This is a genomic window from Umezawaea tangerina (genome assembly GCF_003002815.1).
In the GTDB taxonomy this organism is placed as follows: Bacteria; Actinomycetota; Actinomycetes; order Mycobacteriales; family Pseudonocardiaceae; genus Umezawaea; species Umezawaea tangerina.
Map to the genome: position 1 here is coordinate 159817 of NZ_PVTF01000007.1, position 23661 is coordinate 183477.

The 23661-nt window shown below is 73.6% G+C and carries 19 protein-coding genes and 1 riboswitch; of the genes, 8 read left to right on the forward strand and 11 right to left on the reverse strand.

What is annotated here, in order from left to right; genetic code table 11:
• Positions 1-8 precede the first annotated feature (8 nt).
• Together CLV43_RS23910 and CLV43_RS23915 are read right to left on the reverse strand one after the other, a co-directional pair.
• Positions 9-1490: an FAD-dependent oxidoreductase gene (locus CLV43_RS23910; RefSeq protein ID WP_106189503.1), complete on the reverse strand. Its 1482-nt coding sequence runs from the start codon at positions 1488-1490 to the stop codon at positions 9-11.
• A 3-nt stretch (positions 1491-1493) separates the two neighbouring features.
• Positions 1494-2393: an AurF N-oxygenase family protein gene (locus tag CLV43_RS23915; RefSeq protein ID WP_106189504.1), complete on the reverse strand. Its 900-nt coding sequence runs from the start codon at positions 2391-2393 to the stop codon at positions 1494-1496.
• 205 nt (positions 2394-2598) lie between these two features.
• Between CLV43_RS23915 and CLV43_RS23920 the strand changes: the two genes are divergently transcribed.
• Positions 2599-2982: an STAS domain-containing protein gene (locus CLV43_RS23920; protein WP_170155982.1), complete on the forward strand. Its 384-nt coding sequence runs from the start codon at positions 2599-2601 to the stop codon at positions 2980-2982.
• A gap of 19 nt (positions 2983-3001) precedes the next feature.
• On the opposite strand, the gene CLV43_RS23925 is transcribed toward CLV43_RS23920, so the two are convergent.
• On the reverse strand, positions 3002-3358 hold the full coding sequence (locus CLV43_RS23925) for an STAS domain-containing protein (RefSeq protein WP_106189506.1): 357 nt from the start codon (positions 3356-3358) through the stop codon (positions 3002-3004).
• Between the two features lie 206 nt (positions 3359-3564).
• On the opposite strand from CLV43_RS23925, the gene CLV43_RS23930 reads away from it, so the two are divergent.
• From CLV43_RS23930 to CLV43_RS23940, 3 genes are all read left to right on the forward strand, one after another.
• Positions 3565-7728 carry a SpoIIE family protein phosphatase gene (locus CLV43_RS23930; protein ID WP_106189507.1) on the forward strand — a complete coding sequence of 1388 codons (4164 nt, stop codon included), beginning with the start codon at positions 3565-3567 and terminating at the stop codon, positions 7726-7728.
• On the forward strand, positions 7728-8015 hold the full coding sequence (locus CLV43_RS23935) for an STAS domain-containing protein (RefSeq protein ID WP_106189508.1): 288 nt from the start codon (positions 7728-7730) through the stop codon (positions 8013-8015). The genes CLV43_RS23930 and CLV43_RS23935 overlap by 1 nt, the downstream gene beginning before the upstream one ends.
• Positions 8016-8134: 119 nt before the next feature.
• A complete protein-coding gene (locus CLV43_RS23940; protein ID WP_106189509.1) occupies positions 8135-9346 on the forward strand; it encodes a PP2C family protein-serine/threonine phosphatase in 1212 nt (403 codons plus the stop codon).
• Between the two features lie 9 nt (positions 9347-9355).
• On the opposite strand, the gene CLV43_RS23945 is transcribed toward CLV43_RS23940, so the two are convergent.
• Positions 9356-10030, reverse strand: a complete 675-nt coding sequence (locus tag CLV43_RS23945; RefSeq protein ID WP_106189510.1) for a GntR family transcriptional regulator — start codon at positions 10028-10030, stop codon at positions 9356-9358.
• Positions 10031-10297: 267 nt separating this feature from the next.
• Here CLV43_RS23945 and CLV43_RS23950 point away from each other — a divergent pair, with 267 nt between their 5' ends.
• Complete coding sequence (locus CLV43_RS23950) at positions 10298-11659, forward strand: amidohydrolase family protein (RefSeq protein WP_170155983.1); 1362 nt, start codon at positions 10298-10300, stop codon at positions 11657-11659.
• 46 nt (positions 11660-11705) lie between these two features.
• Here CLV43_RS23950 and CLV43_RS23955 read toward each other — a convergent pair whose 3' ends face one another.
• From CLV43_RS23955 to CLV43_RS23975, 5 genes are all read right to left on the reverse strand, one after another.
• Complete coding sequence (locus CLV43_RS23955) at positions 11706-11939, reverse strand: hypothetical protein (RefSeq protein WP_106189512.1); 234 nt, start codon at positions 11937-11939, stop codon at positions 11706-11708.
• A gap of 94 nt (positions 11940-12033) precedes the next feature.
• A riboswitch (cobalamin riboswitch) is annotated at positions 12034-12237 on the reverse strand.
• A gap of 17 nt (positions 12238-12254) precedes the next feature.
• Entirely contained in the window at positions 12255-13187 is a 933-nt protein-coding gene (locus CLV43_RS23960) for an NAD-dependent epimerase/dehydratase family protein (RefSeq protein WP_106189513.1), read from the reverse strand.
• 118 nt (positions 13188-13305) lie between these two features.
• Positions 13306-14229, reverse strand: coding sequence for a LysR family transcriptional regulator (locus CLV43_RS23965; RefSeq protein WP_106189514.1), 924 nt, complete (start codon positions 14227-14229; stop codon positions 13306-13308).
• Between the two features lie 134 nt (positions 14230-14363).
• Complete coding sequence (locus CLV43_RS23970) at positions 14364-14822, reverse strand: hypothetical protein (RefSeq protein ID WP_106189515.1); 459 nt, start codon at positions 14820-14822, stop codon at positions 14364-14366.
• 114 nt (positions 14823-14936) lie between these two features.
• Positions 14937-16133: an oxygenase MpaB family protein gene (locus CLV43_RS23975; protein ID WP_106189516.1), complete on the reverse strand. Its 1197-nt coding sequence runs from the start codon at positions 16131-16133 to the stop codon at positions 14937-14939.
• Between the two features lie 178 nt (positions 16134-16311).
• Between CLV43_RS23975 and CLV43_RS23980 the strand changes: the two genes are divergently transcribed.
• The 3 genes from CLV43_RS23980 to CLV43_RS23990 all read left to right on the forward strand — a co-directional run bounded on the left by CLV43_RS23980 (position 16312) and on the right by CLV43_RS23990 (position 20530).
• Entirely contained in the window at positions 16312-17937 is a 1626-nt protein-coding gene (locus CLV43_RS23980; protein WP_106189517.1) for a succinic semialdehyde dehydrogenase, read from the forward strand.
• 147 nt (positions 17938-18084) lie between these two features.
• Positions 18085-19251 (forward strand): acyl-CoA dehydrogenase family protein, encoded by a 1167-nt coding sequence (locus tag CLV43_RS23985; RefSeq protein WP_106189518.1) that lies wholly within the window; start codon positions 18085-18087, stop codon positions 19249-19251.
• 115 nt (positions 19252-19366) lie between these two features.
• On the forward strand, positions 19367-20530 hold the full coding sequence (locus CLV43_RS23990) for a TetR/AcrR family transcriptional regulator (RefSeq protein ID WP_106189519.1): 1164 nt from the start codon (positions 19367-19369) through the stop codon (positions 20528-20530).
• 9 nt (positions 20531-20539) lie between these two features.
• Here CLV43_RS23990 and CLV43_RS23995 read toward each other — a convergent pair whose 3' ends face one another.
• Both CLV43_RS23995 and CLV43_RS24000 read right to left on the reverse strand, forming a co-directional pair.
• Positions 20540-21649, reverse strand: coding sequence for a DUF5110 domain-containing protein (locus CLV43_RS23995; protein ID WP_146174886.1), 1110 nt, complete (start codon positions 21647-21649; stop codon positions 20540-20542).
• 192 nt (positions 21650-21841) lie between these two features.
• Positions 21842-23536: a TIM-barrel domain-containing protein gene (locus tag CLV43_RS24000; protein ID WP_170155984.1), complete on the reverse strand. Its 1695-nt coding sequence runs from the start codon at positions 23534-23536 to the stop codon at positions 21842-21844.
• Positions 23537-23661 lie beyond the last annotated feature (125 nt).

A 23661-nucleotide genomic window follows, 5' to 3' on the forward strand; every position in this document is an offset into this window, starting at 1 on the left:
GCCGGGCCTCAGCGGGCCCGGCCGGAGCGTCGCCCCCGTGCGGGCAGCCCGCCGTCGGCGGCGTCCTCGACGAGCGCGTCCACGGTCTCCTCAGCGCACGTCCGGTTGGCGCCGATCCCGCCGGTGGACCCGCGCTTGGCCCACCCGACGACGTAGGTCCCCGGCCGGTCCCGGACGCGTCCCGCGGTGTGCGGGACGGTGCCGGTGTCCTCGTCGAACGGGAGTCCGGGCAACGGGGTGCCGCGGTGGCCGACCGCCCGGACGACCTGGCCCGCGGCGATCTCCACGTCCCCGACGGGGCCGGTCACGCGGAGCCCGCGCACCCGCGTGTCGCCGAGCACGGCGACGGGCGCGGAGTGGAAGCGGAGCACGACGCGACGCCGGTCGGCCGGGGGAGGCGCCGACCAGTCGACGACCTCCCGCGCGACCCGGTGCAGCACAAGGACTTTGCCGTCCCGTGCCGAGGTGTCGACGGCGTGCGCGGTGCGGGGGTCCTGCGCGTCGACCACCAGGTCGACGCCGTCGCGTTCGACGAGGGCCAGCAGCTCCGACGCGCTGCACGCGGCGGCGGCCGGGCCGCGGCGGCCGAGCACGACGACCTCGCGCACACGGCTGGTCCGCAACCGCGCCAACGCCCGCGGCGCGATCGGCGTCCCCGCAAGGGTTTCCGGGTCGGCGGTCAGGATCCGCGCCACGTCCAGCGCGACGTTGCCGTTGCCCACCAGCACGACGCGGTCGCACGACAGGTCGACGGCGTCGTCCGGCACGTCGGGATGGCCGTTGTACCAGGACACCGCGGTCGTGGCGGCGATGCTGCCCGGAAGGTCCTCGCCGGGGACCCCGAGGGGCTTGGCCGACGCGGCGCCGACGGCGTAGACCACCGCGTCGTGCCGGGCCGCCAGCTCGTCCGCGGTGACGTGCACCCCGACCTCGACGCCCAGCCGAAGCCGGAGCCGGGGGTGGTCGTGCAGGCGCGCGAAGGACTCGCCGATCCTCCTGGTGGACGGGTGGTCGGGTGCGACGCCGTAGCGGACCAGACCGCCCGCGACCGGAAGGCGGTCGAACAGGGTGACGCGGGCGCTCGTGCGCAGCAGGAGGTGCTGGACGGTGTACATGCCCGCGGGACCGGTGCCCACGACCGCCACGTCCAGCGGTCGCAGGTCGCTCGGGGTGGGTCGGGCGAACACCGGCGGCCCCCACGCGTGGAGGTTCGGCGCGGACGCCCCGGCGGGCGGGTGGTCGGCGTAGTAGTCGGCGTTGATCCGCGCGTACGGCTTGAGCGGGCCGGCGAGGGCGTCGACGGGGAAGATCGCGTCGACGGGGCACGCGTCGGCGCAGGCCCCGCAGTCGATGCACGCCCGCGGGTCGACGTGCAGGACGTCGGTGGTGCCGAAGTCCGGCTCGTCCGGCGTCGGGTGGATGCAGTTGACCGGGCACACGGCCACGCACGAGGCGTCGTTGCAGCAGGTCTGGGTGATCGCGTAGGCCATGGGTCAGATCAGGTTCGCGCGTCGGTAGAACCAGGTGGCGGCCTTCGTGAGCAGGCCGGCGGAGTGCAGGAACCCCATCAGCCCCGAGCAGCTGGAGCGCAGCATCGCCCGGTGGTGCTCGTTGGCCCCCGCCTCGCGCAGGGCCCGCTCGGTGTCGAGCCCGGCGTTGGCGTACACCCGCGCGCTGACCATGCTGGTGACGATGCAGTACGCGGCGACCGCCACGACGAGTGCGTTGACCTGCCTGCGCAGCCGGCCCGCCCCCCTGAGGCGGTCCCTGGTCTCGACGCGGGCGAACTCCATGTGGCGCGACTCCTCGACCACGTGGATGTTGTTGATGGTGCGGACGAAGGGCGCCACGCGCTCGTCGCGCATCCAGTCCCGCTGCATGACGTCGAGGACCTCCTCGGCGACCAGGATCGCCGCGTAGGCGGCCTCGCCGGCGGCGACGGTCTTGAACACCCGGCCCAGCTCGACCACCAGTCGGCGCGGCCGGTACGCGGGCGCGCCCAGCTTCGCGGCACCCCGCGCGAACATGACGGAGTGGCGGCACTCGTCGGCGATCTCGGTCAGCGCCCACTGGAACGCGGGGTCGGTCGGGTCCTTCGCGTAGAAGTCCCGGAGGACCATCTGCTGCAGGATCATCTCGAACCAGATCCCGGTGCTCGCGACCGAGGCGGCCTCCTGGCGGGTGAGCTCGCGCTGCTGCGCCGCCGACATCTCCTCCCAGTAGGAGGTCCCGTACAGCGTGCTCCACTCCGGGCTCGCGCCGTGGAAACCCTTGTCCAGCGGCGTCTCCCAGTCGACCTCCTCGACGGGGTCGTAGGACAGCGCGCGTGACGACTCCAACAACCTGCGTGCGACGGCTCGGCGGTCTCGGTCCTGGGTATCTGCGCTGGTCACGAGGACTCCCTGATGACGAGGTTGGTGTTACCCGAAGTTGCAGTTACTCAAGGTAACATGAACCGCGCGTTCCTCTCGAGCCCTGAGCTGGGACCGTCCGGGCGATTCGGCGTCCCGGTGCTGGTCGCGGCACCGCGGCGACCAGCCGCGGGCGTGCCGAACGGCTAGGTTTGCGGTGGGCGGAACAGAGGTGTCAGGAGGCCGGGTGTCGATCGGTGATGGTCGTCAGGACGGGCACGTCGACCCGTTGCGGGTCGAGCGCGAGGTGCGGGGCGACGCCGTCGTCGTGAGCGCCGCCGGGCAGGTGGACTCGCACACCGCGGCGGGTCTGGGTGAGCAGCTGGCCGCGGCGTACGGCGACGCGGCGGGTGCCGCGGGTCCGGTGGTGGTCGACCTGACCGGGGTCGACTTCCTCGCCTCGGTCGGGCTGTCGCTGCTGGTGGAGTACCACCTGCTCGGCGTCCGCCGGAGCAGGCCGCTGCGGGTGGTCGCACCGGCCCGCAACCCGTTGCGCGCGTTGCGGGCCACCATGCTCGACCAGACGCTGGAGCTGTACCGGACCGTGCCCGAGGCGCTGTCCGGTACCTAGCGCGGCGCGGGGCGGGACCTCACGACCGCAGGGAGTCGACGGCTTCCTCGACCGTGCGGTGGAACGGGAGGACCTTGTCCAGCCCGACGATCTGGAACACGCGCGTCAGCTCCTGGTTGAGCCCGGCGAGGCCGAACGGGCTGTCGGCCGCCTGGGAACGCTGGTAGGCCAGGACGAGCACGCTGATCCCGGTGGAGTCGCAGTAGGCGAGACCGGTCAGGTCGATGACCAGACCGCCGCCGGGACCGACCGGGACGGTGTCGAGCAGCTCGGTCAGCCTGGGTGCGGTGTGGTGGTCCAGCTCGCCCTCGACCCGGAGCACGGTGGAGCCCGCCGGGTGCTGGTCGAGGGTGACTGTGAACGTCTCGTCGGTCACCGGTGCTCCTGTGTCGCGGTTCGGGCTGGATCGTGGACGGATGGCGATGTCCCGTGCTCCGGGGGTCTGCCACGATCACGCGCACCCTGGACGGCTGACCTATCCTACGGATCGCCCCACCGGCGCGCGGTGGTGGCGGGAGCTGGGCGGCCACCAGTGCCAGGGCATCGGCTCCGGTGTGGTCGGCGTGGACGAAGGGGTTTGCGGTGACGCGTTCCGACGACGCCGGGCACGAGTCGACGGCGGCGGTGGCCGAGGTGTTCGCCGCCGACGACGAGGTCGGGCCCGACCTCGCGGCGGTCGACTGGACGAGGACGCCGCTGGGGCCGCCCGCCGACTGGCCGCAGAGCCTGCGCACGGCGGTGAGCATCCTGCTGTCCTCCCGGTTCCCGATGTGGATGGCCTGGGGCCCGCAGCTCACGTTCTTCTGCAACGCCGCCTACCGGCGCGACACGCTGGGCCGCAAGTACCCCTGGGCGCTCGGGCGGCCCGCCGACGAGGTGTGGGCCGAGATCTGGGGCGACATCGGCCCCCGCATCGACAACGTGCTCACCACCGGGAAGGCAACCTGGGACCAGGCTCTGCTGCTGTTCCTGGAGCGGTCGGGCTACCCCGAGGAGAGCTACCACACGTTCTCCTACAGCCCGCTGCGCGACGACCTCGACGTCGTGGTGGGCATGCTGTGCGTGGTCAGCGAGGACACCGACCGGGTCATCGCCGAACGGCGGATGGCGACCCTGCGGGACCTGGGGTCGGACCCCAGCGTGGTGCGCACCGAGCAGGAGACCCTGGCCTTCGCCCGCGACCAGCTCGCCCGCAACCCGCGCGACCTGCCGTTCACGGCCACCTACCTGTTCGGCGAGGACGGCTCCGCGCGGCTGGCGGGCGCCACCGGCGTCACCGCCGGGCACACGGGCGCTCCCGAAGTGCTGCCCGCCGGCGTCCCCGACGCGCTGTGGCCCGCGGCGGAGCTGGCGCGCGGCGAGTCCGCGCTGGTGGAGCTCGACGGGCCCGCGTTCGACGGGCTGCCCGCCGGGGGCTGGCCGCTGCCACCGGTGCAGGCGCTGGTGGTGCCGCTGCAGCAGCAGGGCGGCATGCCGTACGGCTTCCTGGTGGCCGGGCTCAACCGCTACCGGCAGCTGGACGAGGGCTACCGCGGGTTCGTCGACCTGGTCGCCGGGCACGTCGCCGCGGGCATCGCCTCCGCCCGCAGCTACCAGGCGCAGCAGCGCCGGGCGGAGGAGCTGGCCGAGCTGGACCGGGCCAAGACGGCGTTCTTCTCCAACATCAGCCACGAGTTCCGCACCCCGCTGACCCTGATCATGGGGCCGGTGGCGGAGCTGCGCGACCGGCTGGCCGAGTCGGACCCGCGCACCAGCGGCGAGCTGGAGATCGTGCACCGCAACGGGTTGCGGCTCGGCAAGCTGGTCAACACCCTGCTGGACTTCTCCCGCATCGAGGCGGGCCGGACGCAGGCGCGCTACGAACCGGTCGACCTGGCCGCCGTCACCGCCGAGCTCGCCAGCGTGTTCCGCTCGGCGGTGGACAAGGCGGGGCTGGACTTCGACGTCGACTGCCCGCCGCTGCCCGAGCCGGTGCACCTGGACCAGGGCATGTGGGAGAAGGTCGTCCTCAACCTGCTCAGCAACGCGCTGAAGTTCACCTTCGAGGGCTCGATCCGGGTCGCCGTGCGCGCGGACGGCCGCGAGGCGGTGGTCACGGTCGCCGACACCGGCGTCGGCGTGCCGCCCGAGGAGATGCCCCGGCTGTTCGAGCGCTTCCACCGCATCGAGAACTCCCGCTCGCGCTCCAACGAGGGCAGCGGCATCGGGCTCGCCCTGGTGCAGGAGCTGGTGGGCCTGCACGGCGGCAGCATCACCGCCGACAGCGCGGAGGGGAGCGGCACCCGCTTCACCATCCGGGTGCCGTTCGGCACCGCCCACCTGCCCGCCGAGGCGCTGTCCGACGTCGCGGGCTCCACCGCCGTGTCCACCACGGCCGCCCCGTACGTGCAGGAGGCCCTGCGCTGGCTGCCCACCGGGCACGGCGACGCGGCACTCGCGGACGTCAAGGCGCCGGACGACGCGGCGACCGCGTCGGGCCCCGCGGTGCCCGCGACGGTGCTCGTCGCCGACGACAACGCCGACATGCGCGAGTACCTCTCCCGGCTGCTGTCCGACGCCGGCTACGGCGTCCGGGCCGTGACCGACGGCGTGGAGGCGCTGGAGGCGGTCCGCGCCCAGCTGCCCGACCTGGTCGTCAGCGACGTGATGATGCCCCGCCTCGACGGGCTGTCCCTGGTCGCGGCGCTGCGGGTCGACCCGAGGACGGCGGCGGTGCCGGTGCTGCTGCTGTCCGCGCGCGCCGGGCAGGAGGCGTCCATCGAGGGCCTCCAGGCCGGTGCCGACGACTACCTCGTCAAGCCGTTCGCCGCGGCCGAGCTGCTGGCCAGGGTGCGGGCGAACGTGGAGCTGTCCCGCCTGCGCCACCACCACGCCCGCTGGCACACCGCGCTGATCGACTCGTTGCAGGAGGCGTTCTTCGTCTGCGACGAGGAGGGCGCGGTCGTCGAGATCAACACCGCGTTCACCGACATCCTCGGCTACGGGCCCGAGAACCTGCCCTACACGCCGGCCCACCCGTGGTGGCCCGACGCCGAGGCCCACCCCGACGGCCACCGGCGGTTCGCCGACGCCTTCTCCGACCTGCTCGGCCGCAACCGGGGCAGCCACACCATCCCGGCGACCCACCGGGACGGCCACCTGCTGTGGATCAGCGTCATGTTCAACCCGGCCCAGGACCCCGACACCGGGCGCACCGTGGTCGTGGGCACCTTCCGCGACGTCACCGCCGAGCACTACGCGATCCAGCGGGACACCGCGCTGGCGGCCCTGGGCATACGCCTGTCCGAGGCGACCAGCCTGCCGCAGGCCCTGTCGGGGGCCCTGGAGGAGCTCGAGGGGCTGTGGCAGGCGCGCGGGGTGCTCGCTGTCGTCTTCGGCGACCGCGACACGCCGACGGTCACGGGCACCGACCCCGACCTGTCCTGGGGCGACCTGGACGTCGAGGCGCGCGCCCGGCTCGGCGCGTTGCGCGAGCGCCCGGTGCTGAGCCCCGTGGTCCACGGTGGCAGCGGCGCCGGGATCACCCTGGAGCACCCCGAGGGCCTGATGGCGCTCTGGCTGGACCTGGACGGCCGCCGCCCCTTCACCGACCAGGACGAGGTCCTGCTGTCGCTGCTGGCCGGACACCTCGCGCACGGCCTGGGACGGGCCCACCAGATCGACCAGCAGCGGGAGACGGCGCTGGCGCTGCAACGCGCCATCCTCGGCCCCTCGCAGCTGCCCAACGGCTTCGCCGTCCGCTACGAGCCCGCGGCCCAGCCGCTGGAGATCGGCGGCGACTGGTACGACACCGTGCCGCTGCCCGACGGCCGCATCGGCATCGTCGTCGGCGACTGCGTGGGCCGCGGTCTCAAGGCCGCGGCCGTGATGGGGCAGCTGCGCAGCGCCTGCCGCGCCCTGCTCCTGCAGCAGACGGGCCCCGCCAGCACCCTGATGGCACTGGACCACTTCGCCGCGGGCCTGCCGGGCGCGCTGTGCACCACCGTGTTCTGCGGGATCCTCGACCCGGAGACCGGTCGCCTGACCTACTCCAGCGCCGGGCACCCGCCCGCCATCCTCGCGAGCCCCGACGGCACGACCCGGCTGCTCGACGAGGCGGGCTCGACCCCGCTCGCCGTGCGGCCCGGTGCCCAGCGCCCGGAGGCGGAGTGCCACCTGCCCGCCCGCGCCACCCTGCTGATGTACACCGACGGACTGGTCGAACGCCGCCGCCGTCCGCTGACCGCGGGCATCGACGAGGCGGGGGAGGCCGTCCAGGCGGGCCGGGACACCGCGCTCGACGACCTCGCCACCGAGGTGATGGACCGGCTCGCCCCCACCGGCGGCTACGACGACGACGTCGCCCTGCTGCTCTACCGCCACCCGGCCCCGCTGGACCTGACCTTCCCCGCCGAGTCCTCCCGGCTCGCGCCGGTCCGCAAGACCCTGCGCGGATGGCTCGCCCAGTGCGGGCTGCCCCCTCGGGCCGTGCAGAGCGTCCTGGTCGCGGCGGGCGAGGCGTGCGCCAACGCCGTCGAGCACGGGTACCGCGGCACGACCCCCGACGAGGTCAGGTTGCGGGCGGAGGCACTGGTCAGCGACCTGCACCTGACGGTCGCGGACACCGGCCGCTGGCAGGCGCCCGAGCCCGAGGCCAACGCGCACCGCGGGCGCGGTGTCGCCCTGATGCACGCGATGATGGAGCAGGTCACCATCACCCCCGGCCCGAACGGCACCACCGTCGACATGCACCTGAGGATCCCCTGATGACCACTCCACTCACCCTCACGCCCGGTCGTGCCCCGGACGGGGCCGCGGTCCTGAAGGTCGTCGGTGAGATCGACATGAGCAACACCGACGCCTTCGACGCCGCCCTCGACGGCATCGAGGGACGGCTCGTGGTCGACCTCTCCGAGTGCGAGTACCTCGACAGCGCGGGGCTGAGCGTCCTGTTCGCCCACGCCTCCCGCATCGAGGTCGTCGCCTCACCGGTGCTGGTGCCCGTCCTGACCTTCTCCGGACTGGCCACCATGGTCACCGTCCGCGGCTCGTAGGCGGGTACCCGAAGCGTTACCGGCCTCGCTGTCCGTTCCCCCGGACAGGTGCGCACCGCACCGCCCCGTGCTCGTAGTGTTCTCCGGAGGCGCACGGTCGGGTGGGACGAGGTTGGTGGATGGGCGTTCGGAGTTCACGGCTGCGGCAGCGCGTGCTGGAGGCGGTGACGGACAGCTCGCTGCGGGAGCTCGACCTGGAGAAGCTCCTGGAGGTCCTGCTCCGGCGGGTGCAGGAGCTGCTGTCCATCGACACCGCCACGATCCTGCTGACCGACCCCAGCGGCCAGCAGCTGGTGGCCAAGGCGACCATCGGCCTGGAGGAGGAGATCTTCCAGGGCGTCCGGATCCCGGTCGGGACCGGCTTCGCGGGGCGGGTGGCCCACGGGCGGGAGCCGGTGCGGCTGGAGCACGTCGACCGGTCCACGGTGGTCAACCCCCTGCTCTGGGAACGGGGTCTGCGGTCGATGGTGGGCGTGCCGATGGTCGCCCAGGGCGACCTCACCGGGGTCCTGCACGTCGGCAGCACCGCGGCCCGCCGGTTCACCGACGAGGAGGTCGACCTGCTGCAGATCGTCGCCGACCGGCTCGCCACCGCCGCGCACGCGCACCGGTCGCGCTCCGCGCGGGCCGCGGCCGCCATGCTCCAGGACAGCCTCCTGCCGGGACGGCTGCCCGCCACCGACCGCTGGGACATGGCGGCCCGCTACGTCCCCGGCACCGACAGCGGGGTGGGCGGCGACTGGTACGACGTGTTCCACCTGCCCGGTGACCGCATCGGACTGGTGATCGGCGACGTGGTCGGCAACGGGCTGTCCGCCGCGATCGTCATGGGGCGGCTGCGCAGCGCGCTGCGCGCCTACGCCCTGGAGTTCACCGACCCCGCCGAGGTGCTCGGCAAGCTCGACCGCAAGGCCAGCCACTTCGAGGACAACACCATGGCGACGGTCGCCTACGCGGTCATCGACACGGCGGCCCGCCGCATGGACCTCGCCCTGGCGGGCCACCCGCCGCCGGTCCTCGCCGTGCCGGGCCGCCCCGCGGAGTTCGTCGACGCCCCGGTCGGCCCGCCCGTCGGCTACGACCTCGCCGTCACCGGCCGTCGGAGCGGGAGCGTCGACGTGCCTCGCGGCGCGCTCGTGGTCCTCTACACCGACGGGCTCGTGGAGCGCCGCGAGCAGGACCTGGACAGCGGGCTGGAGATGCTCCGGCTGGCCGTCATGCCCGAGCCCGCGGAGACCGCCTGCATCCAGGTGATGGCCGCCCTCGTGGGCGACCGGCCCGCGCCCGACGACATCGCGCTGCTGGCGGTCCGGCACAGCCCGCTGCCCTGAGTCGGCGGGTCAGTCCTCGACGGGCAGGTTGTCGAGCAGCCAGTCCACGCTGCGCTGGACGTGCCGGTCGAGCAGCGCGCGGGCCTCGTCGGTCTTGCGGGTGGTCGCGAGCACCATGAGCTCGCGGTCCTCGGCCAGCGCGTGCTCGGCCATGTCGACGTCCGGGGTGCCCGCCAGCTGCTGGTAGAGCTCGGAGCTGTGCAGCAGCGTCCGCAGGTAGTCCAGCAGCCGAGGGCTGCCGCAGGCCTCGCCGAGGGCGTTGTGGAAGTCCGCGTGCGCCCGCACCCACTCGTCCGTCGGGCTGCCGTCCTGGTGGAGCTGGGCCGTGTGCTCGAGCACGTGGTGGGCGGAGACCACCCGCGCCTCCCACCGCAGGTCGCCCAGGCGCATCGACTTCTCCAGGGCGAGCCCGGCCAGCAGCTGCAGCAGCTCGCCCAGCTCCAGCAGGTCGGCCCGCGACACCTCGACCACCCGGAACCCGCGGTTGGGCGTGAGCACGGCGAGGCGGTGCTCGACGAGCCTGGTCAGAGCCTCGCGCAGCACGGACATGCTGACCTGGTACCGGTCGGCGGCGACCTGCAGCCGCAACGGGCTGCCGGGCCGCAGCACACCGCTGAGGATGTCGGCGCGCAGGCCGTCGTAGACCATCTGCGTCCGGCTGGCCGTGCGGGTGGTCGCGGTCATCTCGCCTCTTCGGGTCGTCGGAGCGGTGACAGGGTAGAGCAGGTTCCGACAATCCTGGCGGACCCCTCAACGCATCCCGTGTTGTGATCGGTACCGCCGTGGCGAAGATTAGTCACTAAAAGCAAGAATATCGATATTCCCTTGCCTTGACGACAGGTTCGCGATGTCATGGACCGGCGTTCGACAGAGGTGGGACGGCGGTGGGCGAGCCCGGTGCGCGGGCGGCCGCGACGCCGCCGGCCCGCACACGACACCGGAAGAGGAACGATGAACCTCGCTGACAGCTCGGTCCCGGAGCGGTGGAGCACGGGGCGGACGGTGGTGCTCGGCAACGTCCACGTGATCAGCATGGACAGCCGGGTCGGTGACTTCGTCGGGGACGTCGTCATCGAGGGCGACACCATCCGCGACCTCGGGCCCGGCGCGGGCGCCGACCGACCCGACGACGCGCTGGTGGTCGACGCCGGTGGCGCGATCGCGATCCCCGGCCTGGTCGACAGCCACGTGCACGCCTGGGAGGGGGCGCTGCGCGGGGTGTCGCCCGACAGCGACTTCATGTCCTACATGGCGCTCACCCACTCGACGCTGGGCCCGCTGATGAGTCCCGAGGACGTCGCCGTCGGGCAGGCCCTCACCGCCGCGCGGGCCCTCGACCAGGGCGTGACCACGATCGTCGACAACAACCACAACGTCCGCTCGCGGGAGCACGCGCACGCCGCCCTCACGGCGCTGCGCGACGCGGGCGTCCGCACGGTCTTCGCCGCCGGGGTCGGGATGGGCCAGCCCGACGGGCACCTCCTCCCGCTGCTGCTGGAGCTGCGCTCCGCTCACGACGACGACATGACCCGGATCCGGCTGATGCAGGCCTTCCCCACGCTGGACGGCTGGAAGTTCGCGGTCGAGCACGGCTTCGGCGCGGTCGCGGAGTTCGGCACCTGGCTGGACGACCTCGACGGCTACCTCACCAGCGGCCTGCTCGGCCCGTCGTTCACGCTCGACCACTGCGCCGGGCTGTCGGCCGAGCAGTGGTCCCGCGTCGCCGACTCCGGCGCGGCGGTCGCGCTCGCGCCGCGCTCGGACCCGCACTACGGGTTCGCCGCGGCGGCACCGGTCCTGCAGGCCGACCGGGTGGGCGTCCAGGTCGGGCTGAGCAGCGACAACGAGTTCGAGTACGGCTCGCACCTGTTCGAGGAGATGCGCCAGCTGATGAGCGCGCAGCGCGGCGCGGCCGCCGCGGCGACGCAGGCGGGCGAGCAGGACGTGCCGCGGCCCTGGGGAGTGCGCGACGCGCTGCGCGCGGCCACCGTCGGGGGAGCGCTCGCGGCCGGGCTGCCGGGCCGCGTCGGCGTGCTCGCGCCCGGCGCGAAGGCGGACCTGGTGCTGCTGGGCACCGACCGCCTGCGCCCCATCACCTCCGAGCTGGGCGCGGCGGTGAGCTACGCGACCGTCCGGGACGTCACCGCGGTGGTGGTCGACGGCCGCCCGCGCAAGTGGGCGGGGGAGCTCGTGGGCGTCGACTGGGCCGACCTGGTGCGGCGGGGCGAGGACAGCCGCGACCGGCTGCTGGCGAGGATCGGCCACTCGGTCGAGGACCTGCGGTTCGCGGGCGAGCTGGTGCTCGGCGGCTGAGGGGTCCGCCGGTCACCGCGACCACGACGGCCGCCGGTCGTCGTGGTCACGGCCCGGCGAACCGGAGCAGGCCCAGTCCGACGGCCGCGGTCGCCGCGGAGACTGCGAGCAGCCACGGCGCCGCCCGGCGCCAGGCCGCGATCCGGCGGGCGTCGCGGGGGCGCAGCGGGCCGCCCTCGGCGAGGCGGCACGCCAGGAGGAAGACGAGCAGGCCCGCGACGGCCGCCAGTCCGGACCACGTGAGCGCCGAGCCCACCTGCGTCGGGGTCGTGCCGTCCACCGCTGCTCCTCGTCCGCGGTCACCGGAGACCGAGGACGGCAGCGCACCAGTGCGCGGCAGCCCACCCGAGAGGCTCCGGACCAGCGCACGCCGAACGACGTGCGCACCGGTGGCAGGTCTTCGGACTCGCGGGCGTCGTGCTCGTGCCTACTGGCCGTCGCTTCCCGGACTCGCGTCCAGTGCTCGTTGACGGCGGTCGTTCCCGCTCACCGCTGCGGGGCAGTCCCGGAGTCGCACCGGGTTCCCTCTTGCCTCACCCGCCCCGAGGGGCGGGTGAACCACCAGCACCGGTGATCGTAGTCGTACGGCCGGGCGCTACCCGTTGGCGGCGGCCGCCCGCTCCCGGACGACCGCCAGCCCCGCGGCGTGCCCGACGACGGGCGCGTACCCGAGCTCGGACACGGCCTTGTCCGTCCGCAGGGTGCAGTCCTGCCCGAGGAACCACCTCGCGGGCACGGGGATCTCGCGGTCGGCGGTGCCCGCGTCCAGGTCGGGGATCGGCGTGTCGACGCCGTGGATCCCGAACAGGGTCTCCAGGAACTCGCGGAGCACGACGCGGTGCCGGTCGGTGACGAAGTAGGCCTGGCCGGGTCGGCCCCGCCGCCACCCGAGCACCAGGCCCTCGACGGCGTTGTCGACGAACGTGACGTCGGTGGTGTGCCGACCGCCCTCGATCCAGGCGAACCGCCCGGCCTTGGCCGCGGCCACCAGCCCGTCGACGAGAATGCTCTCCGGACCCCAGACGAACCTCGGGCGGATCGACACGGTGGTGAACCCCGGCGCGTTCGCGTCGAGCACGATCCGCTCGGCCGCGGCCTTCGTCGCGGAGTACGCGGCCGCCGAGTCCGGCCGCAGCGGCGCGGTCTCGTCGACCTCCAGCAGCGGGTCACCCGCCAGGAGCGCGGCCTCGCTTCCGCAGTGGACGAACCGGGGTACCCCGGCCTGCCTGGCCGCGTCCACGGCGGCCCTGGTGCCGCCGACCGTCACGAGCTCGTGCCGCGCGCGGTCGGCGTCGATGTCGGTCTCGGCGGCGAGGTGGAAGACCACGTCGTGCCCCGTGACCGCGTGGCGCCACGTGGCCGGGTCGGTCAGCTCCCCGCGCACGGGGTCCGCGCCGAGTGCCGCCACCTTCTCCGCCGCCGCGTCCCCGCGCACCAGGACGCGGACCTGGTGCCCTTCGGCCAGCAGCCTGCGGACCAGCGCCCGGCCGATGAACCCCGAACCACCTGTGACGAACGCCCGTGCCATCCGACTCTCCTTAGCGATGTGCCGTCCTTCGTGGACAACAGCGCCGCGGGCCTCCCGTGGCTTCCCGTCGCGGGCGTCGGAGAACGAAGGGCCGCCACAGGTTTCGCGACGGTGTGAGTCAGCGCGCGGGCGGGTCGTCCTCGGTGAGCTGCCGCCGCACCCCGCCGGGCACGTGCACCCCGCGGGCGCGCAAGGTGTCGATGAACCGCGCGGCGAGCGGGTCCGGCGCGGCGGGCGTCACCGCCACGAGCCCGCGGACCCAGCGCGGCGAGAACGACCGGACCGCGCCGGGGAAGCCCGCGCTGACCGCGCTCACCGGGCACACGGCCACCCCGAGGCCCGCCGCGGCGAGCTGCGGCGCCGCGGTCGTCACCGCCGTCCTCATCACGGGCTCCGCGCGGACCCCGGCCTTGGCGAGCGCCCGGTCGAGCCAGCCGCTGAGGCCGTTCTCCGGTGCGTAGTGGACGAGCGGCGCGCCCTCGAGGTCGGCGACCCGCACCGCGGGCAGGCCCGCCAGCGGGTGGTCGGCGGGCGCCGCCAGCACGATCTCCTCCTCGGCGACGGCCGTGGTCGTGAAGCGGTCGGGGACCGGCGCGGGCACCAGCGCCACGTCGACCTCGTCGGACTCGACGAGCCCGAGCAGCTCCTCCATCGACGTGGACTCGCGCAGCGCGATCGTCACCTCCGGGTGGCGGCGGCGCCACTCGCGGATCCCCGGTGCCAGCACCGGCACGCTCAGGCTCTGCGCGCAGGCCAGCCGCAGCACACCGCCGACCGCCTCACCGGCCGCCCGCGCCGACCTCACCGCGGCCGCCGACGCCTCGATCGCCCGCCTCGCGTCCGCCACCGCGGCCCGCCCGGCCGGGGTCAGCGTCACACCCCGCGCCTCGCGGCGGAGCAGCGGTGTCCTCGTCTCGCGCTCCAGCGCCGCGAGCTGGTGGGACACCGCGGGCTGCGACAGGTGCAGCAACCGGGCGGCCTGCGTGATCGACCCGGTGTCGGCGACCGCCACCAGGCACTCCAGCGCGCGGAGGGTAGCCATTCGGGCAGTTTATCGGTCCGGCCTGGGGTATCGACCCTGTCGAGGGGTCGTGTGGGCGTTCCGCGGGGGGTGAAGGAACGACCGGCGCGGTACGGGGGAACCGGCTCCCGGCCACGACGCGGGACACCAGGCGGTCAGGCCTCGCGCAGTCCTTCGGCGACCTTGGCCAGGCCGTCCCGGATCAGCCGCCCGTAGTCGTCGTCGCCGAGCGCCCCGATCGTGGCCTCCGCGTGCCGCAGGTGCTCGCGGGCGCTGTCGAGCTCGCCGAGCTTGCGGTAGCACTCGCTCAGGTTCAGGTGCAACGAGGGGAGCAGCCCGGCGACGCTCAGCGGCACCCCGGCCCGCGCCACCCGTTCGTCGGTCAGCCCGTCGACCGCCGCCAACGCCCGCTGGTCCCAGACCAGCTCCTGCCGCGCGTCGTCCTGCACGTCGGCCATCCCGTGCGCGAGCGTGCAGACGTGCAGCGGATCCCCTTGCCCACCACCGATCTCGTCCCAGATCTGGGTGAACAGCACCCTGGCCGCCGCCCGCTCGCCGCTGTGCCCGAGCTGCACCGCCTCGCCGATCCGCAGCAGCACCGGTTCCGTGATCATCGGCAGTCCCCTTTCGCGACGGGGACCGTATCGCTTGTCCGACAAGGGGCACAACGGTCCCGGACGACGAGCGCCCCTCGGGTCGTGATCGGTCCGAGGGGCGCTCCGTCGGCGTCAGGCGCCCGCGCGGTTCCCGGTGGGGATCGTGATGGGTGTGGTGGTGGGGGAGGTGCCCTTGTTCAGGAACAGCATCGCCAGCGCGCGGACGAACTGGTCGAACAGGTAGAAGCCGACCGGCGCGATCGGGATCAGGCCTTCGCGGAAGGCGATGTAGGCGGGCCAGCCGGTGCGGATGGTGGCGGCGGCGACGTGGTCACGGCGCAGGTCCAGCCAGTCGCCGATCTCGTCGCTGAGCACGTAGCGCACGAACTCGTTGAGGAACCCGCGGGTGACGCCGAGGTCGATCTGGGCGGTCAGCCCGAGCAGGTCCTCGGCCAGCTCCCTGCCCTCCACCGAGGGGGTGAGGATCGGCGTGAGGACGCGGGCGGCCTGGGCGTCGGCGGCGGCCCAGGTCTGGGGGATGAAGTCGTCGCGGACGCCGAGCAGGTGGATGGCGACCTGCCACATGTGCAGGAACGCGTCCTCCTCCGCGGCGGTCATCGGGACGCGCCACTCGACGAGCTTGCGGTGCACGAAGGTGCCGAGGCTGTGGAAGGTGACCAGGATGTCGCCGTTGCTGATCGGGACCTGCTCCTCGGCGACCGCCTTCCAGTGCGGCGACTGGGGCAGCAGGTGGCGCACGGCGGCGTGCACCACGCGGGTCTTGTTGGCGGTGACCACGAACTGGCCCGAGGGCTCGAACGCGGTGGCCTCGCTGAGGTCGTAGCCGAAGGTGAACGTCTTGGCGGCGCGGTCCTGCATGTCGGCGCCGCCCGCGGACCAGTAGACGGACTTGGCCTCGCGCGGGATCACCGTGCTCATGATCCCGCTGCCCAGGCCGTACAGCATGAACAGGTAGGTGTCCTTGCGCCGGTTGAAGTCCGCGGCCAGGCGCAGCTTGGCGCGGTCGGCCCAGGACGGCAGCCTGGTGGCCTGTTGGAGGTGGGCGGCGAGGTCGGCCGGTAACCCGCTGGGCAGCGGGTGGTCGTTGTCGACCCACGGCCGCATCGCCGTGTTGACCGCCGGGATCCGGCCGGTGTCCAGGAGTCCTGCCACCACGCGGTCCAGGTCGTCGTCCCAGACCCACCACGGGTCGGTGCCCGCGGCCGCCGGGCCCAGCGGGGCCGCGGAGGCGGCGTTGGCGCCCGCCACGCTCACCAGACCGAGTGCCACACCGAGCGAGAGAAGGTTCCGTCGACTGAGATTGCCCATTTACTTACCTAGCTTCCCTGGTAGGCATAGGCGCAGCGCAAGTCATGTATCACTGGAACGAACCGGCCGCGACGCCGCTTGATCCAACGCGAGATTGCTGGTTAACATATCGAAGTGGGTCGCCCGGCGGCAAGGGCATCGTCGCCCTGAATCGGTCCGCTACTCCGGAGGAGTCCGCATGACCAGTGAGCAGGGCAGGATCCCGGCGTCCCCGACCACCGCGGTGGTGGTCGCCCGTCCCGGCTGGGTGACCGACGAGGTGGTCGCGGGGTGGTGCGAGCGGGTGCGCCGCGACGTGACGCGGCACGGGGGCTCCGCGCCGGAGCCGACGACCGCCGTCGCGCCCTACGACCTGTCGCCGACCGCGACCGTCCCCGCGTGCGCCCCGGAGGACGTCGCGGCCGCGGTCGTGAGCGCCCGACGGGCCCAGCACGCCTGGGCGGGGACACCGGTCGCGCGCCGCGGCGCGGTCGTGCTCGCCTTCCACGACCTGCTGCTGCGACGCCAGGAGGAGGTGCTCGACCTGGTCCAGTGGGAGACGGGCAAGGCGCGCTACCACGCCTGGCAGGAGGTCGCCCAGGTCGCGACCATCGCGCGGTACTACGCCCGCCGCGCCCGGCACCACCTCGCACCCCGGCGGGTGCGCGGGATGGTGCCCGGTCTGACGAAGGTCAGGGAGGTGCGGGTGCCCAGGGGTGTAGTCGGTGTCATCTCCCCCTGGAACTACCCGCTCTACCTCGGCGTCGGCGACGTGCTGCCCGCGCTGCTCGCGGGCAACGCCGTCGTCTCGCGGGCGGACTCCCAGACCCCGCTGACCATGCTGTGGACCCGCGCCCTGATGGCCGAGGCCGGTCTGCCGGACGACCTGTGGCAGGTCGTGACCGGTCCGGGGCCGGTGGTGGGCACGGCCGTGGTCGACACCGTCGACTTCGTCTGCTTCACCGGCTCGACCGCCACCGGTCGCGCGGTGGCCGAGCGCGCCGCGCGGCGGCTCGTCGGGGCGTCGCTGGAGCTCGGCGGCAAGAACCCGCTCATCGTGCGCGAGGACGCCGACGTCGCCGCCGCGGCGGCGGGCACGGCGGTGGCGGCCTTCGCCAACACCGGGCAGATGTGCGTGCACGTCGAACGCGTCTACGTGCACGAGCGGGTCCACGACGCGTTCCGCGACGAGCTCGTGCGGGTGACGCGGGCGCTGCGGCTGGGGCGGTCCTACGACTACTCCTGCGACATCGGGTCGCTGGTCTCGCCCGCGCGGCTGGCGGCCGTCGAGGCGCACGTGGAGGACGCGGTGGGCCACGGGGCGACGGTGCTCGTGGGCGGTCGCGCCCGGCCCGACGTCGGCCCGCTGCACTACGAGCCCACCGTCCTGGAGGGCGTCACGCCCGCCATGGCCGTGTTCGGCGAGGAGACCTTCGGCCCGGTGGTCTCGCTGCACCCCTACGCCGAGGGCAGCGACCCGGTCGCGCTGGCGAACCAGGGGAGCTACGGCCTGTCGGCGTCGATCTGGTCCAAGGACGGCCGCGAGGCCCAGCGGATGGCCCGGCGCATCCGGTCGGGGTCGGTCAACATCAACGACGGCGCCGCGGCCGCGGCGGGCAGCGTCGAGGCCGGGATGGGCGGCATGGGCGACAGCGGCCTCGGCAGGCGGCACGGCGCCGAGGGGATCCTCAAGTTCACCGAGAGCCAGACGATCGCCGCCCAGCGCCTCCTGCCGCTGGGCCCCTCGCCGAAGTCGTCCGCGGGCGCCTTCGTCCGCCGCACCAACCGCCGGCTGACCCTGCTGCGCAGGCTGGGCGTCCGATGAGGCCGCCGGCGGCGGTCCCGGTCGACGCGGACCTGCTCGACACCCCGTGGGCCGGCCTCGCCATCGCCGACGCCGGGCTGGTGCCGTCATGCTGACGGAGTCGTCCCCCCAGTGCGCCACCGAGACAGCCCAAGATCGGAGCCCCGGATGAGCAGCAGCGCGATCCCCGCAGGACGGTCGCTCTACGACGACGACCACGAGCTGTTGCGGGACACGGTCCGCGCCTTCGTGGACAAGCACGCCGCACCCCACGCCGAGCGGTGGCGGGCGGAGGGCAAGGTCGACCGCGTGCTGTTCGAGGAGGCGGCCAAGGCGGGCATCCTCGGGTTCGGCATCCCCGAGGAGTACGGCGGTGGCGGCATCACCGACTACCGCTTCAACGCCGTGATCGGCGAGGAGTTCTCCCGCGACCCGGTGTCCGACGGGCTCGCCGGGGTCGCGCTGTCCAACGACATCGTCATCCCCTACTTCACCGACCTGACCGACGACGCGCAGAAGGCCCGCTGGCTGCCCGGCATCGCCGCCGGGAAGCTGGTCGTCGCGGTCGCCATGACCGAACCGGGGACCGGGAGCGACCTGGCGGGCATCGCGACCACCGCCGTGCGCGACGGCGACGACTACGTGGTCAACGGCAGCAAGGTCTTCATCTCCAACGGCCAGAACGCCGACCTCGTGGTGACCGCCGTGCGGACCGGCCCCGACCGCCACCGGGGGATCAGCCTGCTCGTCGTCGAGGCCGACCGCGAGGGCTTCTCCCGCGGCCGCAACCTGGAGAAGGTCGGCCTGCACGCCCAGGACACCAGCGAGCTGTTCTTCCAGGACGTCCGGGTCCCCGCGGCCAACCTGCTCGGCGAGGAGGGGTCGGGCTTCGCCGGTCTGATGCGGAACCTGCCCCAGGAGCGGATCTCGATCGCGTCCAACGCGGTGGCCTCCTCCGAGGGCGTGCTGGAGCGCACCCTGGACTACGTCAAGCAGCGCAAGGCGTTCGGGCAGCCGATCGGGTCCTTCCAGAACACCCGCTTCGAGCTGGCCGACATGGTCACCGCGGTCCGGGTGAGCCGCAGCTACGTCGACGACCTGCTCGCCCGGCACTCCCGCGGCGAGCTCACCGCCGTGGACGCGGCGGCGGCGAAGTTCTGGACCACGGAGCAGTACGTCTCCGTGGTCGGGCGGTGCCTGCAGCTGCACGGCGGCTACGGCTACATGCTGGAGTACCGCATCGCCCACGACTACCTGGACTCCCGCGTCTCCACCATCTACGGCGGCACCACGGAGATCATGAAGGAGATCGTCGGCCGCGACCTCGGCCTGTAGCCGCGTCGTCGCACGACCGGTCGAGGCGCGCCATGTCAACCGCGAGTCACGCGGGGACACGTGGTTGACTGGCGCCCGTGGCCCTGTTCCCGCGTGCGTCCGCCGGGGTGCCGCGGTGACCGCCGAGTCGACCGCGGCCGTCCGACCGCGCAACCGCAAGCAGCTCATCGTCGAGGCGGCGGGGCGGGTCTTCAGCGAGCGCGGCTACCACGCGGCGTCCATGGACGGGATCGCCGCCGCGGTCGGCATCACCGCCGCCGCCCTGTACCGGCACTTCCCGAACAAGTACGCGCTGTTCGCCGAGTGCGCCGACGTCATGGCGGACCGGCTCGTCGCCGCGCTCGTCGAGGTGCCCGCCGAGGCACCGCCCGCCGACGTGCTCGCCCCGGTCACCCGCGTCACCGTCGCCCACCGCGCCTCGGGCGGCCTGTACCGGTGGGAGGCCCGCTACCTCGACCGCGCCGACCGCCACGCGCTCGCGGCGAAGTTCGCCCACGTCGTCGACCGGGTGGCCGACGCGGTGCGCCGCGAGCACCCGCTGCCCGACGAGCACCTGCGCGCCACCGCGGCCCTCGGCGCGATCGGGTCCATCACGATGCACCACGCCTCGATCGCGCAGCGCCGGGTCGAGGAGCTGCTGCTGGCGTCCGCCCTGCGCGTGGTCGCGACCGACCCCACGACGGCACCCCGCGGCGCCCGCCTGGTCGACCTGCCCACTCCGCCCGTGCCGCGCACCCGGCGTTCGGAGATCCTCGCGGCCGCCGTCCCGCTGTTCGAGCGGGACGGGTTCGCCAACGTCACCAACGGCATGATCGCCGAGGCCGTGGGCGTGGTGTCGTCGGCGATCTACCGCTACTTCCCCGGCAAGGCCGACATCCTGGCCGCCGCCTGCCTCCAGGCCGCCGGGCTGCTGGCGCAGGCGGTGGAGCAGAACCTGCGCGGGGTGGTCGACCCGCACGAGGCCGTGGTCGCGCTGACGGCGACCTACGTGGCCTACAGCTTCGAGCACACCGCGCTCACCAGCGTCGCCGACGCCGAGGTCATCGGCCTGCCCGCCGCGTTGCAGCGCACCCTGGTCGTCGCGCAGCGCGAGCACATCGCCGTGTGGGAGCAGCAGCTGCGGCTGGTGCGCCCGGAGCTCGACTCGCGCCAGGCCCGCGTGCTGGTGCACGCCGGGTTCGGCGTCGTCGTCGAGGCCGGGCGCAGGCTCCGCTGGCAGGACACCCCCGCCCACCGCGACGCCGTCGCCGCCTTCGTCCTGGCCTCCCTGGGACTGTGACCCGCCGCCTCACCCGATGACCAGGCAGTCCAGGTTCCCGCCACTGGCACCGGTGGCGGTGACGCGGATCCGCACCCCGCTCCCGGCGGGCAGCGCCGCGGTCAGCCGGGCGGTGCCCCACGCCGTCCACGACCCGGTGGGCGGGAAGGCGAGCGTGCCGATCGCCGTGCCGTCGACCGAGACCGCCAACGGCCGGTCGGCCGTGCCGCCGTTGGCGTAGCGGAAGCCGAGCGTCCGGGACCCGGCCGTGCGCACGCCGACCGTCCACTCGACGAAGTCGCCGGTGGCGCCCGCGAAGTCGACGTAGCCGTTGCCGGTGTACCCGGCGTGCCGCGAGCCGATCACCGCACCGCCGACGGCGGCGTCCTCGGCGGCGTGGACGGTCCGGTCCACCGGGGTGGGGAACGCGGTCCCGCTCGGTTCGACGGTCACCGCGGTGCCGCCGCCGGTCACCACGGCGACCACGGGCGTGACCACGGAGAGGACCTTGCGGGTGGCGTCCCAGACCTGGCCACCGCCGTCGAGCACGGCGGCGGACTCGCCGGTGAACGCGGGCAGCGGGGCACCGCCGCCGACGCGCATCCCCACGGGCGCGGCGAGACCGTGGACGCGCACGACGTAGCGGCGTCCGGTCGGCGCGCCCCGGTAGGTGCCGACGGGGTGGCCGACCACGACCCGCGTGGCCGAGTCGGTGTAGGTGACGGTGGTGGTGCTGGAGGCGGAGCCGACGCGGAACTCCTCGGTGACGCCGTCGTCCTCGTAGACGGTGAACGACCCGTCCTTGCCCGCGTAGACGTCGACCTCCAGCTGCGTCCGGTCCAGGAACGCGGTGCTCTGCGCGTACTTGTACCGGGGCAGGACGCTCCCGGCCCGGACGTACATGATGATCTCGCCGGTGTGCGTGGTGTACGCCTTGTCGGCGGTGTCCGAGCCGACGTTCCTCGCGTCGGACCAGAAGTTGTACCAGGTGTCGCCCGCGGGCAGCCACACGTTCTGGACGGCGCCGTCCACGTCGGTGGTGACCGGCATGACGATGATCGACGGCCCCCACATGTACTGCAGGTCGTGGGAGTAGGCGTTGGGGTTGTGCTGGTGGTCGACCACCATCGCCCTGGCCATCGGCATCCCGATCGCGTGGGCGGCGTGGGCGATCGTGTAGATGTAGGGCAGCAGCGTGTAGCGGACCCTGCTGTAGCGCAGGAAGTCCGCCTGCTCCGCGGCGCCCTGGTCGATGGGCCAGCGGGACGCGGCGGTGCCCAGCGCCGCGGTGTCGCCCGTCGAGTGCGGCCGCCAGATCGGGGAGACGCTCGCCTAGGCCGCGACCCAGTTGCGGTAGAAGGCGTCGGGGAGCACCCCGCCGAGGAAGCCGCCCGCGTCGACGTTGGAGTAGGGGAAGCCGCCGAGGCCGGAGTTCTGCATGCCCCGGATCTGCTCCCGCATCTCCTGGTAGGTCGAGTCGATGTCGCCGGTCCACAGGTGCCCGTAGCGCTGCTGGCCCGCGGTGGCGCCGCGGGTGAACGTCCACGGCCGCTTGGCGGTGCCGATGGCCGTGTCCCAGCCCTCCTGGCCGATTCCCTTCTGGCAGAAGAGGAAGAACGCGTTGCGCAGCTCCGACCAGCGCTGGCCGTTCGCGGCGAGCGCGTCGTGGGGGATGGGGCCCATCTCGTCCGGCTCGTCGATCCACAGCGCGTCGCCGGGGAACCCCAGCGCGGGGTCGAGCGCCTTGGTCCAGAAGACGCGCCACAGCCACGCGCGGGTGGCCGGGTTGCTCCAGTCCGGGACCGCGTCGTTGTCGCTGACGCCGGTCAGCGCGGACGCGGCGAAGCTGTACCCCGGTGGGGGACCGGGGACCCACCCCGCCATCTCGTTGGAGTTGTTGCGGTTGTAGTCCAGCGTGGTGAGCACGCCGTTCTCCCGCGCCCAGTCCTTGAAGCCCGCGGGGTCGGGCCACCGCACCGGGCTGAACTCGAACCAGGACCCGCTCCAGCTCCCGGAGCCCGCGCGCCACCGGTTGTCGTGCACCTGCACGTCGAACGGGTAACCCGCGTTCCGCAACGCGGTGATCCTGGTGGTCCACCAGTTCTGGTCGCTGGCGGTCGGGTAGTTCTTGTCCGAGAGCTGGAGGCCGAAGACGCCGATCTGCGGGAAGCGCGGCCGACCGGTCAGGCGGGTGTAGCGGTCGAGGAGCTTCGCGAACTCCGGGCCCTCGATGACGAAGTAGTCGAGCTGCGGCTGGGGGCCGGGGGCGTTGTGGCCGTCCGCCCAGAACGCGTACGCGCCACCGCCGCCGAAGGAGAACGTGGTGTCGAACGTGGTGTTGAAGAAGACCGCGTACCCCTTGGACGACAGGTAGAGCGGCACGATCGCCGGCGCCTGGTCCGCGTGGTCGCTGCGCGAGCCGTAGTTGTGCGACACGACCTCCGAGGTCCGGTCGATCCGCGGGGCGCGCCCGTAGAGGCCGTGGCCGCCCTTGACGAACCGCTCGTCGCCCGCGGCGGGCGTGAACGCCTGCGTGACCACGCCGGTGCCGCTCCAGCTCATGCTGCGGGTGGCGTCCTCCCCGGCCAGCAGGGAGTCGTCGCCCTTGCGGCGGTACTCCAGGCGCAGGGGGTTCTTCCGCAGGACGACCCGGACGCCGTCGTCGGCCGCGGTCGTGATCGTGAGGCGGTCGCCGTCGTCGGTCACGCGCAGCGTGCCGGTCATCCCGGCGTGGTTCGCGGGGTCGACCATCTCGTAGCGGTCGTCGGCGAAGAACGTCTCGCCCGCGCGGACGGCCCGCACCCTCACGACGTGGTCGCCGTAGGCGGTGATCGTGAGGTGCTGCCCCGTGGTGCTGGTGACGGCCACCCGACGGCCGTCGGCGGTGTGGCTGCCGTAGTCCGCCAGCGTCTCGGCCGCCTGCGCCACCGCGTTCGCGGGCACCGCCTGGGCCACGCCCGCGGCCGCGCCGAACGTGATGCCCGCCGCCTTGAGGAAGTCGCGACGGGTTGGCTTCCGTGGTGACATCCGCATCTCCTTGTCGTCCGGACTGGATGTCGGGAGGCGGCGGCCTACCCCTCCACGCCTACGGCAGCGGTCCGGCAGTGTCAACGGAAAGCAACAAAACTGGACATTTCGCGACAGGCAAGGGC

What these genes read in the sequence shown, in the direction of transcription:
- CLV43_RS23910 (WP_106189503.1), bottom strand. Translation starts at nt 1,490, where the DNA reads ATGGCCTACGCGATCACCCAGACCTGCTGCAACGACGCCTCGTGCGTG.
- CLV43_RS23935 (WP_106189508.1), top strand. Translation starts at nt 7,728, where the DNA reads ATGACCACTCCACTCACCCTCACGCCCGGTCGTGCCCCGGACGGGGCC.
- CLV43_RS23940 (WP_106189509.1), top strand. Translation starts at nt 8,135, where the DNA reads ATGGGCGTTCGGAGTTCACGGCTGCGGCAGCGCGTGCTGGAGGCGGTG.
- CLV43_RS23945 (WP_106189510.1), bottom strand. Translation starts at nt 10,030, where the DNA reads ATGACCGCGACCACCCGCACGGCCAGCCGGACGCAGATGGTCTACGAC.
- CLV43_RS23950 (WP_170155983.1), top strand. Translation starts at nt 10,298, where the DNA reads ATGAACCTCGCTGACAGCTCGGTCCCGGAGCGGTGGAGCACGGGGCGG.
- CLV43_RS23960 (WP_106189513.1), bottom strand. Translation starts at nt 13,187, where the DNA reads ATGGCACGGGCGTTCGTCACAGGTGGTTCGGGGTTCATCGGCCGGGCG.
- CLV43_RS23965 (WP_106189514.1), bottom strand. Translation starts at nt 14,229, where the DNA reads ATGGCTACCCTCCGCGCGCTGGAGTGCCTGGTGGCGGTCGCCGACACC.
- CLV43_RS23970 (WP_106189515.1), bottom strand. Translation starts at nt 14,822, where the DNA reads ATGATCACGGAACCGGTGCTGCTGCGGATCGGCGAGGCGGTGCAGCTC.
- CLV43_RS23975 (WP_106189516.1), bottom strand. Translation starts at nt 16,133, where the DNA reads ATGGGCAATCTCAGTCGACGGAACCTTCTCTCGCTCGGTGTGGCACTC.
- CLV43_RS23980 (WP_106189517.1), top strand. Translation starts at nt 16,312, where the DNA reads ATGACCAGTGAGCAGGGCAGGATCCCGGCGTCCCCGACCACCGCGGTG.
- CLV43_RS23985 (WP_106189518.1), top strand. Translation starts at nt 18,085, where the DNA reads ATGAGCAGCAGCGCGATCCCCGCAGGACGGTCGCTCTACGACGACGAC.
- CLV43_RS23995 (WP_146174886.1), bottom strand. Translation starts at nt 21,649, where the DNA reads ATGGCCAGGGCGATGGTGGTCGACCACCAGCACAACCCCAACGCCTAC.
- CLV43_RS24000 (WP_170155984.1), bottom strand. Translation starts at nt 23,536, where the DNA reads ATGTCACCACGGAAGCCAACCCGTCGCGACTTCCTCAAGGCGGCGGGC.